The organism is Stenotrophomonas sp. YJH_SMC_48-3, assembly GCF_059369375.1.
The window spans coordinates 142,439-156,677 of record NZ_JCAFSQ010000004.1; the positions used below are offsets into that span (position 1 = coordinate 142,439).

Genomic DNA, 14,239 nt, shown 5'->3' on the forward strand with positions numbered 1-14,239 from the left:
CGCGGCTGTGCGTATATGTCTATACAATATAGGCGTCCATTTCGGGTTGTCCAGCCATGTCCGATTCGCGTTCCCCGCACTGCTTCCATGCCGCCCATGCCCTGCTGGCCGACGGCTGGGCCCGTGATGTCCGCCTGCAGGTGCAGGACGGTCGTATTGCGGCGATCGGTACGGGGCAGGGCGCCCAGCACGGCGACACCCGCGTCGGCATCTTGGTGCCGGGCCTGCCCAACCTGCACAGCCACGCGTTTCAGCGTGGCATGGCCGGCCTGACCGAGATCGGCGGCGGTGACGGTGACAGCTTCTGGAGCTGGCGCGAGCTGATGTACCGCTTCCTGGCCCATCTGCGCCCGGACGCGGTGCAGGCCATCGCCGCCCAGGCCTATATGGAAATGCTGGAAGGCGGCTTCACTCGCGTCGGCGAGTTCCATTACCTGCACCACGATTCCGACGGCCGCGCCTATGCCAATCGTGCCGAGATGAGTGCACGGATTGCCGCCGCCGCCGACCAGACCGGTATCGGCCTGACCCTGCTGCCGGTGTTCTATGCCCATGCCGATTTCGGCGGGGCACCGCCGAACCCCGCGCAGCGACGCCTGATCCACGACGTGGACGGCTTCGCGCAGCTGCTGGATGCCGCAAAGCCGGCATTGGCCACGCTGCCTGACGCGGTGCTCGGCATCGCCCCGCACAGCCTGCGCGCGGTCACCGGCGAAGAACTGAGTGCGTTGCTGCCGCTCACCGATGGCCCGGTGCACATCCATATCGCCGAGCAGGTGCGCGAAGTCGAGGCCTGCCTGGCCTGGAGCGGCCAGCGCCCGGTGCAGTGGCTGTACGACCACGCGCCGGTGGATGCGCGCTGGTGCCTGGTGCATGCCACCCACATCACCGATGACGAGCGCGCGGCCATCGCCGCCAGCCAGGCCGTGGCCGGTCTGTGCCCGATCACCGAGGCCAACCTGGGCGACGGCCTGTTCCCGATGCAGGCGTTCTCGCGCGAGGGCGGTCGCTTCGGTGTCGGTTCCGATTCCAATGTGCTGATCGATGCGGCCGAAGAACTGCGCCTGCTTGAGTACGGCCAACGCCTGACCCTGCGCGGGCGCAATGTGCTGGCCCCGGATGCCACCCGCAGCACCGGTCGCTTCCTGTTTGAAGGCGCCCTGCACGGTGGCGCACAAGCCCTGGGCGTGGCCGCTGGCCTGCAGATCGGTGCCAGTGCCGACCTGGTCGAACTGGACGCCGCGCACCCGGCGCTGCGGGCGCGACAGGACGACGCATGGCTTGACAGCTGGGTGTTCGCCGCACGTAATGGCGCGCTGCGATCGGTCTGGCGCCATGGCCGCCAATGCGTGGCCGAGGGCCGCCACCTGCAGCGCGAGGCGATCACCACCGCCTTCGCCGCCGCCCTGCGCGGCGTGCTGGGCTGATCGCCTCCCGCTACCGAGACCCCATTACGTGAAGGCCAGCAAGTCCGCCACGCTCAACCAGCGTATCCGCAGCGATCTGGAAAGCCGCATCCTCAGTGGAGAGTGGGCGCCGGGCTTCCGGATTCCATACGAGCACGAGCTGATGGAGCAGTACGGCTGCTCGCGGATGACCGTGAACAAGGTGCTGACTGCACTGGCCGAGAGCGGCATGATCGAGCGCCGCCGTCGCGCCGGTTCATTCGTGGCGCGGCAGCCGCCGCACCTGGAACAGGTGGCGCTGGAGATTCCCGATATCGCGATGGAGGTGGGCTCGCGCGGCCATCAGTACGCCTATCGCCTGCTGCAACGGGAACTGCGCCTGGCCGATCCCGGCAATGCTGGTGAAGTCGAGCTGGCTGGGCAGGAGAACCTGCTGGCGATGCGTTGCCTGCACCTGGCCGATGGCCGTCCGCTGGCACTTGAGCATCGCCTGATCAGCCCCGTCGGCGTGCCCGAGGTGCTGGACGTCGATTTCAGTACCACCGCGCCGGGCAGCTGGCTGCTGCAGAACGTGTCGTGGACCCGCGCCCAGCACCGCATCAGTGCCTGGGGGGCAGATACCGCCACCGCCAGGCTGCTGGACGTGAAGCCCGGTACCGCCTGCCTGGTGATCGAACGCCTGACCTGGCGTGGCGAACAGCCGATCACCCGCGTGCGCCAGGTGTTCCTGGGGGATGCCTGGGACCTGGTCGCGCGCTTCGCGCCGGGCGCGCGATAGGGATTCCATCCACGCGTGGCTGGATCTACTGGGCCGGAACGACGTCGCCTCGAACTCTGTCGGGGCGTGTGTACGATGTGTATCGTCCTGCGTGAAGAGCAGGGACCTCATCCGGGATCTGGAAGCGGCAGGTTGGATCTGTCGCCGGATCCGCGGATCCCATCATGTATTCGTGCACCCGCAGCACCCTCACATCATCACCGTTCCTCACGCAAAGGAAGGATCCGGGGAAAGGGCTGGTGCAGGCGTTGCGGAAGCTCGCAGGACTGACGCAGGAGGGCCCATGCGATATCCAGTCTTGATCGAGGCGGGCGATGAGCGCACCGCGTGGGGTGTGGTCGTTCCAGATCTGCCGGGGTGCTTCTCGGCGGCCAACACGCTTTATGATGCGCTCAGCGCTGCCGAGGAAGCTGCACTCGCCTGGATTGATGCGGCCCTGGATGAGGGGCGCTCGATTCCGACACCTTCCGCGCCGCAGAAGATCGCCGCCGAGGCATCCAAGGACATCCGTTGGATTCTTGCGTACATCTGCATTGATCCGGCTCTGCTGGACGATACCATCGAGCGGGTCAATATCAGCCTGCCACGCCGGATCCTGGCGAGGCTGGATGCGCAGGCCAGAGCGGCGGGTGAATCGCGCTCCAGTTACATCGCCCATCTCGCGGCATTGGGCTGAGCTGGCGCCATGTGGCGCCGAGCCGATGCTCGGCTGCTGTTCGCGTGTGGCTCAACTCTGCAAAGGCATCCACGCGTGGCGTGGATCTACCAAGGGGTCGCGCATCGGGGTTCAGTAAATCCACGCCACGCGTGGATGCGGCCCCATCAGTACGTGGCGCATTGGCGCCAGCGCACCGGCTCATCCACGCCGGGGCGGGCGTTGAGCTGGATGCGCACGTTGCGCAGGGCGGGGTAGTGCAGCACTTCCTCGCAGACCTGCGGCCACACCGCGTCCAGCTCGCCCGTGCGGTTGATCGCCAGCGTCTGCCGGGTCAGCCAGACCCCGCTGGCGATACCGGGCTTGCCGGCCAAGGCGCGGGACAGATCGGCCTGGAAACGCTCCAGCGTGGCGGCATCCGGGTTGGGGTTGCTGCGCGCGTCGGCTGAGGGCGTGGCCGGTGCAGGCGCAGCGGCCGGCGGCGTGGTGGCGGGGGCCGGCGCCGGTTCGGGCGCCGCTTCAACCGCAGGCGCAACCGGCGCGGGGGTGTCCGCCACCTCGGCAACAGGCGGGGTGTCCTGCACATGCAAGCCTTGCAGGCTCAATCCCACCAGCAGGCCCAGCGTGACCGCGCCGAGCGCGGCAATGGCGATCCGGCGCAGGGCTTCATGGCGGGCGCTGGCGCGCACACGGGTTTCGATTTCTGCCGGCAGGTAGGGCTGCAGCAACGGCCACAGGCGCGGACCGTCCAGTACTTCTACCGCCTGCTTCTCGGCAGCGCTGCGCCCGTCGCGTTCCATCCGGCCTTCGGTCAGCAGCACGCCGCCCTTGGCGCCGGCCAGGCGCGCAGCAGCCCCCAGCTCGTTCACTGCGGCGGTGCCGATACGGTAGGCAAGGCCATGCTTGCAGGACACCAGCCACTGGTTGGGGCCGTCGCTGAGCAGGAAGTCGCTGCTCGGCTCGCGGGATTCCTCCGCCGGGTCATTCAGTTCACGCAGGCCGCGCTGTTCGCGCAGCATGCGCTTGACCAGTACCGAGAACTCGCGCCAGTGCATGCCGGCCAGGGCCTGCAGGCCGAGTTGCATCTCCTTCTGCCGCCGCTTGATCCACCACAGATAGACAACAGCCAGGGAACAGGTAAGCAGGGCCGACAGCAGGGCCAGGATCCAGGGGAGCATGCAGGAGTAGGGCGGAAGGGGCGAAAGCGGAGAACGACAGTGTAAAGGTCGCGGTACCTGGCCGGGTCAGGAGGTTCCTGACAGGAAGCGTGATGGAACGCCCAGTTCGGAATACAGCAGGCACGAAAAACCCGCCAATCCTGAAGCCGTGAGGGGAGGGAACAAACGGCAGCCGAAGCGATTGGCGGGTTGCTCGCGATTGTCAATCAAAGTTTATTGCATTGCAACAATGAGCCGGTCAGGGCAGGCCGCCTGGCGACTGATGGCTGCCCGGAGCAGGGGCGTCGGTACCCGACGCTGCCCGGTTTTCCAGCCTGGCCAGGCGCGCGTGCAGGGCATCGATGCGGGCTTCGAGCGCCGTCACTTCGTCGGCGGTGGGTACATGCAACCGCTTGAGCACGCCCTGCACCTGGTCATCAAAGGCCTTCTCGACCTTGTTCCAGGTGCCCGAGGCCTTCTCGCGGGCTCCGTCCAGCGAGCTCTCGACGTTATCACGCCAGCCCGGGCCCTGTTCGCTGCTGCGCTCACGGCGGCGGGCTTCCCAGGCTTCGCCTTCCTTCACCAGGCCGTCAAAGAAGCGGCTGCCTTCGGCCTGTGCACGGCCGAGAGCGCCAAGACCGGCCAGCCACACCTGCTGCGCCGAGTCACTCAGCTTGCGCGAAAAGCGCTCGGCCTGGTCACCGAAAGAGGCGTCGTCGTTGCGGCGGTCGTCGTTCTCGTAGTGGTTCATCGCAGTTCCCGTGGGAGTTGGGCCTGCCCCGAGAGTAGCGCGCCGTGGCGTTGCACGGCCGTGATGGCCGCGGCCGGGGTTCAGCCCAGCTTTTCCTTCAGAACGCGCTGTATCTCGCCTTCGACCATGCCCTTCATCGCCGACAGCAGGAAGCCCAGCTTGGCCGTCACGCGCACGGCGCCTGGCTGCAGTTCGATCGCGCCGTCCACGCCGCTGCCGGAGAAGTTCAGTACATCGGCGGTCCACGACGACTTCAGGCCGAAGCGCTCGGACAGCTTGGCGGCGACCTGCTCGATCGCGGCGCGCGCCTGCGCGTCGGGCAGGCCGTGGGCGTGGCGGACATCGATGGTGGACATGCAGGCTCCTGGCGCAGGGCGGGGATGATCAATGAGGGCGAGCATTGTGCGCATCGAGGGCCTCCGCGCCAAGCACTCATCCTGGGTTCTTCTTCGTTGGCGACCAACCTGCTAGGCTGCGCCGCGTGCAGAACCTGCTTGTTCACTTCAGCCAACAACAACAGCCCGACCAGCCGCTGCGGCCCGGGGTGCAACGCATCGTGCGCCAGGCCAACGGCAGTGTGCGGCTCGGCGATGCCGGCCATGGTGCCCTGTTGCTGGCGCAGTTCTGCCTGGATGATCGCGGCCTGTGGCTGCAGGTCGGCAACGGGATCCGCGGCATTCATGTGAACGGTCGACCGGTGCGGCGCATGGCGCTGCTGCGTGCGGGCGATGCGGTGTATGTGGACGGCGTGGAGATGGTCCTGCAAGGTGAAGTCGAGAGCCTGCTGCAGGCGCCTGCGCCGAAGAACGAGGAAGGCAGCGACGAGCAGCAGCGGCTGTTGCGCGGAGTTGGCGGCCTGCACCACGGCCGCAGCTTCACCCTGTCGCGGGCCCGCCTGATCGGCCGCGGCGGCGACGCTGACATCGCTATTGACGATCCGGCCTTCGCCGAACGACACGCCCGCGTGGAAGTGCATGGTGATCGCGTGCTGCTGCGCGATCTGGGCAGTGCCGACGGCACCTGCGTCAATGGCGTGGCCGTGCGCCATTGCTGGCTGCAGGCCGGCGACCAGGTGGTGTTTGATGGCCAGCACCGGTTTGTGCTGGAAGTGCCGCATGACCCGCGCCGGCGCCCGCTGCCGGATGAAGACGAGTCCAGCCAGGACGCCGAGCAGGCGCCGGTGCTGCCGGCCGTGCCGCGCAAGGTCCGGCGCTGGCCGTGGCTGCTGGTCAGTGCGCTGCTGCTGGCCGCGCTGCTCAGCCTGCTGCTCTGGTTCGGCGCGCGCTGACCCCGTATCGGCCGGGCATGGCCCGACGCTACCCACGTGGCGTGTGTCCACCCGCTTCCGGTAGGTGCCGACCTTGGTCGGCACGCTCCTTCGGCGGGAATGACGGCTGACGGCGTACGCCGACCAAGGTCGGCGACTACCGGCGCCATGCGGGCGGCCAATGGATTCCAATGAAACCAAATTTCCCTTGCGCCACAAGGCCGCAAGGCTGGTGCACTGCGGCATACTAGGGGTCTTGCCCCACAGGTGTGACATGACGCGCGCGTTCAACTTCAGTGCCGGCCCTGCAACCTTGCCGGAATCGGTCCTGCGCCAAGCGCAGGCGGAAATGCTGGACTGGCACGGGTCCGGTGCTTCGATCGTGGAAATGAGCCATCGCGGCGCGGAATTCATGTCCGTGGCCGCCGAGGCCGAAGCCGATCTGCGTCGCCTGCTCGACATCCCCGACGACTATGCGGTGCTGTTCCTGTCCGGTGGCGCCACCACCCAGCAGGCGCTGATCCCGCTCAATTTCGCCGCCCCGGGCCAGCGTGCCGACTACGTGGTCAGTGGCCACTGGGGCAAGACCGCGGTCAAGCAGGCCGGTGTCTACGTCGACGTCAACATCGCCGCCAGCAGCGAGGCCAACGGCTACCGCACGCTGCCGGCGCGTGCCGACTGGCAGCTGTCGCCCGATGCCGCCTACGTGCACATCACCGCCAACGAGACCATCCACGGCGTCGAGTTCCGTGATGTGCCCGATACCGGCAACGTTCCGCTGATCGCCGACTTCAGCTCGTCCATCGCCAGCGAGCCGCTGGACGTGCGCCGCTACGGCGTGATCTATGCCGGTGCCCAGAAGAACCTGGGCCCGGTCGGCATCGCGGTGATGATCATCCGCCGCGACCTGCTCGAGCGCAGTGGCCAGCCGCGCGCGGACATCTTCGATTACCGTTCGCATGTCGCCCGCGATTCGATGCTCAACACCCCGCCGACCTGGAACTGGTACCTGGCCGGCCTGGTGTTCAAGTGGATGCTGGCCGAGGGCGGCGTGGCCGAGTTCGCCAGGCGCAATGCCGCCAAGGCCGCGCTGGTGTACAGAGCCATCGACGGCTCCGGCGGCTTCTACCGCAATGAAGTTGCACATGCGGCCCGTTCGCGGATGAACATCCCGTTCTTCCTGCCCAACGCCGACCTCGATGCCCGCTTCGTGGCCGAGGCCAAGGCGGCCGGCCTGCTGGCGCTGAAGGGCCACAAGGTCGTCGGTGGCATCCGTGCCTCGCTGTACAACGCCATGCCGCTGGCCGGGGCCGAGGCGCTGGTCGCCTTCATGGCCGATTTCCAGCAGCGTCACGGCTGAGCAATGAACGGCGCGCACCGTCGGGTGCGGGCCCCGCAACAAGGAATTCCGATGGCAAGCAGCAAATCCAGCAAGAAGGCGCCGAAGAAGGCCGAACCGGCCAAGGACAGTGCGCCCGCCAAGGCGAAGGGCAAGGCCAAGGCCGCCTCGAACCCGGCACCCACCCTGGCGCCGCTGGCGCTGGCCGATGTGCGCTCGAAGATCGACCAGATCGACCGCGACATCCAGAGCCTGATCGCCGAGCGCGCGCGCTTCGCCCATCAGGTCGGCAAGGCCAAGGGCAAGCTCGCCGCCGCCGTCGACTACTACCGCCCCGAGCGCGAAGCGCAGGTGCTGCGCATGGTGGTGGATCGCAACGAAGGCCCGCTCAGCGATGAGCTGCTGGTGCACGTCTACCGCGAGATCATGTCGGCCTGCCTGGCCCAGCAGGAGCCGCTGAAAATCGGCTACCTGGGCCCGGAAGGTACCTTCAGCCAGCAGGCCGTGCTCAAGCACTTCGGCCGCTCCGCGCTGGGCCTGCCGATGGCCAGCATCGAGGAAGTGTTCCAGGAAGTGGAAGCGGGCAACGCCGATTTCGGCGTGGTGCCGGTGGAGAACTCGGGGCAGGGCACCATCCAGATCACCCTGGACATGTTCCTGACCTCCAACCTGAAGATCTGCGGCGAAGTGGAACTGCGCGTGCAGCAGTACCTGATGTCGCGCAGCGGCCGCATCGAGGACATCGAGCGCATCTACGCACATCCGCAGTCGTTCATGCAGACCTCGGCGTGGCTGCGCGCCAACCTGCCGAAGGCCGAGAAGATTCCGGTGTCGAGCAACGCCGAGGGTGCGCGCCGTGCGCGCAACGCCGACGACGCGGCGGCCATCGGCGGCGAGAGTGCCGGCCACGTGTACGGCCTGAAGAAGGTGGTCACCAAGCCGATCCAGAACGATGCCGACAACACCACCCGCTTCCTGGTGGTGGGCCGCAACATCTTCCCGACCTCCGGCCACGACCGCACCTCGGTGCTGGTGTTCATCCATGACAAGCCCGGTGCGCTGTTCGACGTGCTCAGCCCGTTCGCCCGCCACGGCATCAGCATGAACCGCATCGAGTCGCGGCCGTCGCACCATGGCAAGTGGGAGTACGGCTTCTTCATCGACCTGGCCGGCCACATCGACGACGCGCCGATGCAGGCGGCGCTGGCCGAACTTGAAGCGCACTCGGCGCAGATCAAGGTGCTGGGCTCCTATCCTGTGGCCGTGCCCTGAGTGCTGCTTGGGCGGCCCCGGCCGCCACCCCCTGATGCATCGCCGGCGGGCTGCCGGCGTTTACGGAATTATCGAACGATGAGCAACGCGCAACACTGGATCGCCCGCAAGGGCCAGCCCCTGCAGGGCAGCCTGACCATTCCCGGCGACAAGTCGGTCTCGCATCGCTCGGTGATGTTCGCCGCGCTGGCCGATGGCACCTCGCATATCGAGGGCTTCCTGGAAGGCGAAGACACCCGCGCCACGGCGCGCATCTTCAGCCAGCTCGGCGTGCACATCGAAACCCCCAGCCCGTCGCAGCGCATCGTGCACGGCGTCGGCATCGACGGCCTGAAAGCGCCGGATGCACCGCTGGACTGCGGCAATGCCGGCACCGGCATGCGCCTGCTGGCCGGGTTGCTGGCGGGCCAAGCGTTCGACTGCACGCTGATCGGCGATGAATCGTTGTCGGGCCGCCCGATGCGCCGCGTCACTGGCCCGCTGTCGCAGATGGGCGCGAAGATCGACACCCAGGATGACGGCACGCCGCCGTTGCATGTGCATGGCGGCCAGTCGCTGCACGGCATCGACTTCGCCTCGCCGGTGGCCAGCGCACAGATCAAGTCCGCAGTGCTGCTGGCCGGCCTGTACGCGCAGGGCGAAACCAGCGTGCTGGAACCGCATCCGACCCGTGACTACACCGAGCGCATGCTGTCGGCGTTCGGCGTGGACATCGAATTTTCACCGGGCAAGGCCCGCCTGCGTGGCGGCCAGCGCCTGCGCGCCACGGACATCGTGGTGCCGGCCGACTTCTCGTCTGCGGCGTTCTACCTGGTGGCCGCCAGCATCATTCCTGGTTCACAGCTGCGCCTGAAGCAGGTCGGCCTGAACCCGCGCCGCACTGGCCTGCTGCACGCGCTGCGCCTGATGGGGGCGGACATCACCGAAGAGAATCCGGCCGAGCAGGGCGGTGAGCCGGTGGCGGACCTGGTAGTGCGCTACGCGCCGCTCAAGGGCGCGCGCATTCCGGAAGCGTTGGTGCCGGACATGATCGACGAGTTCCCGGCGCTGTTCGTGGCGGCTGCAGCCGCCGAAGGCCGGACCGTGGTCAGTGGCGCCGCCGAGCTGCGGGTGAAGGAATCCGATCGCCTTGCGGCGATGGCCACCGGCCTGCGCGCGCTGGGCATGCAGGTGGACGAGACCGAGGATGGGGCCACCCTGCACGGCGGTGTGCGCCTGGGCAGCGGCACCATCGAAAGCCACGGTGACCACCGCATCGCCATGGCATTCGCCATTGCCGGCCAGATCAGCGATGGCGAAGTGCGGATCAACGATATCGCCAACGTCGCCACGTCCTTCCCGGACTTCGATGGTCTGGCCCGCAGCGCCGGGTTCAACCTGGCCTGATCGGCATCGCGCGCACCGGGCCATGCCCGGCGGATCGCATTGCCCGGCAGGTGCCAATCTTGGTTGGCACGCTCACATCTCCCGGTAGGTGCCAACCTTGGTTGGCACGCTTTCCGCATAAAAGGACGGAGGCCGAAGCCTCCGTCTAAACATCACGAACCCCTCGTCCGCGATCAACGCTGCTCGGTACGGAAATCCACCGGGACCCGCACCACGCTGGCTACTGCGCGGCCATCCTGCACCGCGGGTTGGAACTTCCAGTTCTGCACGGTGCTGAGCACCGCACGATCCAGATCGCGACTGCGCTCGCCGCTGCGCGAGACGATCGCAGCGTTGGCGACATTGCCGCGGGTATCCACATTCAGGCTGGCGATCACGCTGCCCTGCACGCCGCTACGCAGCGCGGCGGCGGGGTAGGTGGGCATGCGGTTGCTGGCCAGCGGGCGGGCTTCACGATTGCGCACTACCGGCGCGGCCTTCCGCGAAGCAGTAGCCGGGGTTGCCTGGCGCGCGGCAGGCGTCGCTGCGTCCGTCACCGCCGCCTGCTCGGGGGCCGGCAGCATGCGCTCGCCGATCGGCGCAGGTGCCACCTCTTCCTGGCTGGAATGACGCAGCCAGAGCAGGGCGGCAGCAAACATCGCCACGATCAGTGCGATCCACATCCAGGGCGACGCGTTCTTGTGCTGTACGCTTGAGTCCCGCTGCAACCGCGGCGAATAAAGGTCTTCGTGGGTGGTGACAGCCATCGCAAACTCCTTCCGTCAATGGACGACATGGGCAGTGTTGCCCGAGCCACAGACGGAAAGTGTCAGCGTTGCGTCAACATCACCGGCAGGGTTCAGCTTGCCTGCTGGGGAGCGTTCAGTTACTGCGTCTTGAAGTCGAACGGCACTTCAATGCTGCCAGGCACGGCCTGGCCGTTGCTCTGGGCCGGAGTGAATCGCCAACGGCGCACGGCGTCGGTCGCGGCACGGTCGAGGTCGCGTGAACCGCTGCGCTGGATCACCGTGGCGTTGTTCGGATAGCCGGTGGCGTCTACATCCACGCGTACCACCACGGTGCCGGTTTCACCGGCGCGCAGGGCGGCGGCGGGATAGGACGGTGGCGGCGACTGACCGGCAATCGGCATCGGCTGGCTGTTGCCGGTGGCCGCCGGCGCAGGGCCCGGCGCGGCCGGGGCTGCTTCAGCGATCGGGGCGGGCGGTGGCGGGGCGGTTTCGACCAGCTTCGGCGCTTCTTCCTCGACCGGGGCCGGCTTGGCATCGGGCATGTCGCTGGAACCGGCCGCAGCGGCCAACGGTTCCGGGAGGGGCTCGACCTGGGCGGTTTCCTGCGGGGTCTGCGCGGCCGGGTCGGCGCGGAAGAACTCCTTGTCGCGGCCGGTCAGCCAGACCAGCACGAACAGCAGTACGCCCACGCCGAAGGCGATGCCGGCGATCTTCAGGGCGTTGCGCGGGATATGCACAGTGAACGACTTGGCGGACGACGAGCGGGGTGCAGACATGGACCGGACCAGTACGGAATGGCTCGATTCTGCCACGGCGGGAATGAACCGGGCGGCAGAAATCCGTATAACAAGCGATAATCCCGTTCCTGATACCCACCACGACACCTGCCATGCTTGATCCAGCCCTGCTCCGCCACCAGCCCGCCGACCTCGCTGAACGCCTGCGCACCAGCCGCGGCTTCGAGCTCGACGTGTCTGCCCTGGAGGCCCTGGAGACTGATCGCAAGCGCATCCAGGTACGTACCCAGGAACTGCAGAGCCTGCGCAACAGCCGTTCCAAGGCCATCGGCCAGGCCAAGGCCAAGGGCGAGGACGTTTCGGCCATCATGGCCGAGGTTGCTGCCTTCGCCGACGAGTTGAAGGCCTCGGAAGTGGCGCTGGACGAACTGCGCGAGAAGATCGAAGCGATCTCGATGGGCATTCCGAACCTGCCGGCCGATGACGTGCCGGCCGGTGCTGACGAGAACGACAACGTCGAGCAGGCGCGCTGGGGAACCCCGCGCCAGTTCGATTTCAAGGTGCTCGACCACGTCGAACTGGGCGCCCGCAACGGCTGGCTGGACGGCGAGACTGCGGCCAAGCTGTCCGGCTCGCGCTTCACCGTGCTGCGCGGCCCGATCGCGCGCCTGCACCGTGCGCTGGCCCAGTTCATGGTCGACCTGCATACCGGCGAGCACGGTTATGAGGAAACCAACGTGCCGCTGCTGGTCAACGCCGATTCGCTGCGCGGCACCAGCCAGCTGCCGAAGTTCGAGGACGACCTGTTCAAGACCGCCGTGGGCGATTCCACGCGCTACCTGATCCCGACCTCGGAAGTGCCGCTGACCAACATCGTGCGCGACGAGATCGTCGATGCCGAGCGCCTGCCGTTGCGCATGACCGCCCACTCGATGTGCTTCCGTGCCGAGGCCGGCAGCGGCGGGCGCGACGTGCGCGGCATGATCCGCCAGCACCAGTTCGAGAAGGTCGAGCTGGTCTCGATCTGTCGCCCGGAAGAGAGCGATGCCGAACACCAGCGCATGACCCGCTGCGCTGAAGTGGTGCTGGAAAAGCTGGGCCTGCCGTACCGCAAGGTGCTGCTGTGCACCGGCGACATGGGCTTCTCGGCCATCAAGACCTACGACCTGGAAGTCTGGCTGCCGTCGCAGGAAACCTACCGCGAGATTTCCTCGTGCTCGAACTGTGGTGATTTCCAGGCCCGCCGCATGCAGGCGCGCTGGCGCAACCCGGCCACCGGCAAGCCGGAGCTGGCGCACACGCTGAATGGCTCGGGCGTGGCCGTCGGCCGCGCGATGATCGCGGTGATGGAGAACTACCAGAACGCCGATGGCAGCATCACCGTGCCGGAGGCCCTGCGCCCGTACATGGGTGGCCTGGAAACCATCGCCTGACAGCCGGCGATTCGCGCCGCCGCCCGAAGCTTAGGCTCGGACGCTACAGATCCATGTAGAGCCGAGCCTATGCTCGGCTGCTCCTGCCCCTCGCGGGCCGCATTGATTATCGGCGCTTCGCGCCGCCGCCCGAGCATAGGCTCGGGCGCTACCGGGTTTCTGCTGCCCTCAGCTTCTCCAGCGGCACCCATCCCGGTTCGCCGGTCTCCGGCACGCACCATGCCCATCCATTGAGCGTGCGCATTCCTCGCAGCAGCTGCCCCGGATCCACATCCAACTCCCGCGCGCAGTAATCCTCCGTGGCATAGGCGTCACCCTGCGCATTGCGACCGATCACCGGCGCCGGCACGAAACCGGGCTGCTGCCCCTTGGCCTCGCACAGGAACCAGTCTTCCCAGCCCTCCGGGCCTTCATAACGTTCGCCCACCACCAGCGCCTGGCCACGGCGCAGGGTGATCGGGTGCGGAAATTCGCTGCGGTGCGCAGCCGTCACGGTGTAGTCCATGGCCCCAGCCTAACGCGCCCACAAAAAAACGGCCCCGCAAAGCGGGGCCGCCAGGGTGGGCCGGGATGGGGGAGGGGATCCCGGCCCGCGTTCAGCGCCCAGACGAGGAGAGAGGGGCGCCGAACGCTGGGACGCGTTATGCAGCTACGGCTTCGGCCGCTTCGTGCGACGGCAGCGCCGCCAGCGCACCGGCAATGGCGTCTTCACGGTGCTGCGGCGAGTAGGCGATGCCCTCGGCGCGCACGAACTCGACCTCGTTGATGCCCATGAAGGCGAACACCTGGCGCAGGAACGGCTCCTGGAAGTCGGCCGGCGAGTCGGTGTAGATGCCGCCGCGGCTGCTGGCGATGATCACCCGCTTGCCACCGGCCAGGCCCACCGGGCCGTTCTCGGTGTACTTGAAGGTGCGGCCGGCCACGGCCACGCGGTCGATCCAGGCCTTCAGCGTGGACGGAATGCTGAAGTTGTACATCGGCGCGCCGATCACCACGATGTCGGCCTCCAGAAACTGCTGCATCACCTGTTCAGCATCGGTCGCTTCAGCGGCGTCGGTCCTGGCCAGCGAGCTGCTGCGCAGATGCGGTACCGGATTGGCGTCAAGATCGCGATAATCGACCTGCAAGCCGTGGATCTGGCTGGCGAGGCGGGCGACCACGGCGGCCGACAGCTGGCGCGAGACGGAGTTGTCGCCAAGCACGCTGGCGTCGAGATGCAGAAGCTTCATGGCAGTCACCTGTGTTCTGGGAGGAAGGGGCGGGGTGGCCCCGCCGACAGAGAGAACGATAGGTTGTTGCAAAGGCGGAATAAAGGTGGTTGAATGCCACG

Annotated in this window: 15 protein-coding genes and 1 pseudogene; 9 read left to right on the forward strand and 7 right to left on the reverse strand. The window is 67.4% G+C overall.

The window, feature by feature from the left end; genetic code table 11:
• Positions 1-56 precede the first annotated feature (56 nt).
• From AC5P65_RS07860 to AC5P65_RS07875, 4 genes and pseudogenes are all read left to right on the forward strand, one after another.
• Positions 57-1,427 (forward strand): formimidoylglutamate deiminase, encoded by a 1,371-nt coding sequence (locus tag AC5P65_RS07860; RefSeq protein WP_495215493.1) that lies wholly within the window; start codon positions 57-59, stop codon positions 1,425-1,427.
• Between the two features lie 28 nt (positions 1,428-1,455).
• Positions 1,456-2,184 carry a histidine utilization transcriptional repressor HutC gene (gene hutC, locus AC5P65_RS07865; RefSeq protein ID WP_111098178.1) on the forward strand — a complete coding sequence of 243 codons (729 nt, stop codon included), beginning with the start codon at positions 1,456-1,458 and terminating at the stop codon, positions 2,182-2,184.
• Positions 2,141-2,344, forward strand: a pseudogene (locus AC5P65_RS07870) (hypothetical protein); the annotation flags it as partial. The gene hutC and the pseudogene AC5P65_RS07870, both read left to right, overlap by 44 nt.
• Positions 2,345-2,467: 123 nt before the next feature.
• Positions 2,468-2,860 (forward strand): type II toxin-antitoxin system HicB family antitoxin, encoded by a 393-nt coding sequence (locus AC5P65_RS07875; protein WP_495215513.1) that lies wholly within the window; start codon positions 2,468-2,470, stop codon positions 2,858-2,860.
• A gap of 146 nt (positions 2,861-3,006) precedes the next feature.
• Here AC5P65_RS07875 and AC5P65_RS07880 read toward each other — a convergent pair whose 3' ends face one another.
• From AC5P65_RS07880 to AC5P65_RS07890, 3 genes are all read right to left on the reverse strand, one after another.
• Positions 3,007-4,017: a restriction endonuclease gene (locus AC5P65_RS07880; RefSeq protein WP_021202769.1), complete on the reverse strand. Its 1,011-nt coding sequence runs from the start codon at positions 4,015-4,017 to the stop codon at positions 3,007-3,009.
• Between the two features lie 238 nt (positions 4,018-4,255).
• Complete coding sequence (locus AC5P65_RS07885; protein ID WP_111098176.1) at positions 4,256-4,747, reverse strand: phasin family protein; 492 nt, start codon at positions 4,745-4,747, stop codon at positions 4,256-4,258.
• An 80-nt stretch (positions 4,748-4,827) separates the two neighbouring features.
• Positions 4,828-5,103 (reverse strand): polyhydroxyalkanoic acid system family protein, encoded by a 276-nt coding sequence (locus AC5P65_RS07890; protein ID WP_019660329.1) that lies wholly within the window; start codon positions 5,101-5,103, stop codon positions 4,828-4,830.
• A gap of 125 nt (positions 5,104-5,228) precedes the next feature.
• Here AC5P65_RS07890 and AC5P65_RS07895 point away from each other — a divergent pair, with 125 nt between their 5' ends.
• The 4 genes from AC5P65_RS07895 (at position 5,229) to aroA (ending at position 10,011) form a co-directional block, all read left to right on the forward strand.
• The gene (locus tag AC5P65_RS07895; protein WP_019660328.1) at positions 5,229-6,035 is read left to right on the forward strand and encodes an FHA domain-containing protein; all 807 of its coding nucleotides are present in this window, start codon (positions 5,229-5,231) and stop codon (positions 6,033-6,035) included.
• Positions 6,036-6,288: 253 nt separating this feature from the next.
• Complete coding sequence (serC, locus tag AC5P65_RS07900; protein ID WP_111098175.1) at positions 6,289-7,374, forward strand: 3-phosphoserine/phosphohydroxythreonine transaminase; 1,086 nt, start codon at positions 6,289-6,291, stop codon at positions 7,372-7,374.
• Between the two features lie 51 nt (positions 7,375-7,425).
• Positions 7,426-8,625, forward strand: coding sequence for a prephenate dehydratase (pheA, locus tag AC5P65_RS07905; protein WP_019660326.1), 1,200 nt, complete (start codon positions 7,426-7,428; stop codon positions 8,623-8,625).
• Between the two features lie 78 nt (positions 8,626-8,703).
• Positions 8,704-10,011, forward strand: a complete 1,308-nt coding sequence (gene aroA, locus AC5P65_RS07910; protein ID WP_111098174.1) for a 3-phosphoshikimate 1-carboxyvinyltransferase — start codon at positions 8,704-8,706, stop codon at positions 10,009-10,011.
• 173 nt (positions 10,012-10,184) lie between these two features.
• Here aroA and AC5P65_RS07915 read toward each other — a convergent pair whose 3' ends face one another.
• Positions 10,185-10,757, reverse strand: coding sequence for an energy transducer TonB (locus AC5P65_RS07915; RefSeq protein ID WP_111098173.1), 573 nt, complete (start codon positions 10,755-10,757; stop codon positions 10,185-10,187).
• A 119-nt stretch (positions 10,758-10,876) separates the two neighbouring features.
• Positions 10,877-11,515, reverse strand: a complete 639-nt coding sequence (locus AC5P65_RS07920; RefSeq protein WP_031269809.1) for an energy transducer TonB — start codon at positions 11,513-11,515, stop codon at positions 10,877-10,879.
• 113 nt (positions 11,516-11,628) lie between these two features.
• Here AC5P65_RS07920 and serS point away from each other — a divergent pair, with 113 nt between their 5' ends.
• Positions 11,629-12,909 (forward strand): serine--tRNA ligase, encoded by a 1,281-nt coding sequence (gene serS / locus AC5P65_RS07925; RefSeq protein WP_495215495.1) that lies wholly within the window; start codon positions 11,629-11,631, stop codon positions 12,907-12,909.
• A gap of 148 nt (positions 12,910-13,057) precedes the next feature.
• Here the strand turns inward: serS and AC5P65_RS07930 are convergent, their stop codons facing one another.
• Positions 13,058-13,414, reverse strand: coding sequence for an SH3 domain-containing protein (locus tag AC5P65_RS07930; protein ID WP_021202776.1), 357 nt, complete (start codon positions 13,412-13,414; stop codon positions 13,058-13,060).
• A 136-nt stretch (positions 13,415-13,550) separates the two neighbouring features.
• Positions 13,551-14,138, reverse strand: a complete 588-nt coding sequence (locus tag AC5P65_RS07935; RefSeq protein ID WP_495215496.1) for an FMN-dependent NADH-azoreductase — start codon at positions 14,136-14,138, stop codon at positions 13,551-13,553.
• Positions 14,139-14,239 lie beyond the last annotated feature (101 nt).

What these genes read in the sequence shown, in the direction of transcription:
- serC (WP_111098175.1), top strand. Translation starts at nt 6,289, where the DNA reads ATGACGCGCGCGTTCAACTTCAGTGCCGGCCCTGCAACCTTGCCGGAA.
- AC5P65_RS07935 (WP_495215496.1), bottom strand. Translation starts at nt 14,138, where the DNA reads ATGAAGCTTCTGCATCTCGACGCCAGCGTGCTTGGCGACAACTCCGTC.
- pheA (WP_019660326.1), top strand. Translation starts at nt 7,426, where the DNA reads ATGGCAAGCAGCAAATCCAGCAAGAAGGCGCCGAAGAAGGCCGAACCG.
- AC5P65_RS07860 (WP_495215493.1), top strand. Translation starts at nt 57, where the DNA reads ATGTCCGATTCGCGTTCCCCGCACTGCTTCCATGCCGCCCATGCCCTG.
- AC5P65_RS07920 (WP_031269809.1), bottom strand. Translation starts at nt 11,515, where the DNA reads ATGTCTGCACCCCGCTCGTCGTCCGCCAAGTCGTTCACTGTGCATATC.
- aroA (WP_111098174.1), top strand. Translation starts at nt 8,704, where the DNA reads ATGAGCAACGCGCAACACTGGATCGCCCGCAAGGGCCAGCCCCTGCAG.
- AC5P65_RS07930 (WP_021202776.1), bottom strand. Translation starts at nt 13,414, where the DNA reads ATGGACTACACCGTGACGGCTGCGCACCGCAGCGAATTTCCGCACCCG.
- AC5P65_RS07915 (WP_111098173.1), bottom strand. Translation starts at nt 10,757, where the DNA reads ATGGCTGTCACCACCCACGAAGACCTTTATTCGCCGCGGTTGCAGCGG.
- AC5P65_RS07885 (WP_111098176.1), bottom strand. Translation starts at nt 4,747, where the DNA reads ATGAACCACTACGAGAACGACGACCGCCGCAACGACGACGCCTCTTTC.
- AC5P65_RS07880 (WP_021202769.1), bottom strand. Translation starts at nt 4,017, where the DNA reads ATGCTCCCCTGGATCCTGGCCCTGCTGTCGGCCCTGCTTACCTGTTCC.
- AC5P65_RS07890 (WP_019660329.1), bottom strand. Translation starts at nt 5,103, where the DNA reads ATGTCCACCATCGATGTCCGCCACGCCCACGGCCTGCCCGACGCGCAG.
- serS (WP_495215495.1), top strand. Translation starts at nt 11,629, where the DNA reads ATGCTTGATCCAGCCCTGCTCCGCCACCAGCCCGCCGACCTCGCTGAA.
- AC5P65_RS07875 (WP_495215513.1), top strand. Translation starts at nt 2,468, where the DNA reads ATGCGATATCCAGTCTTGATCGAGGCGGGCGATGAGCGCACCGCGTGG.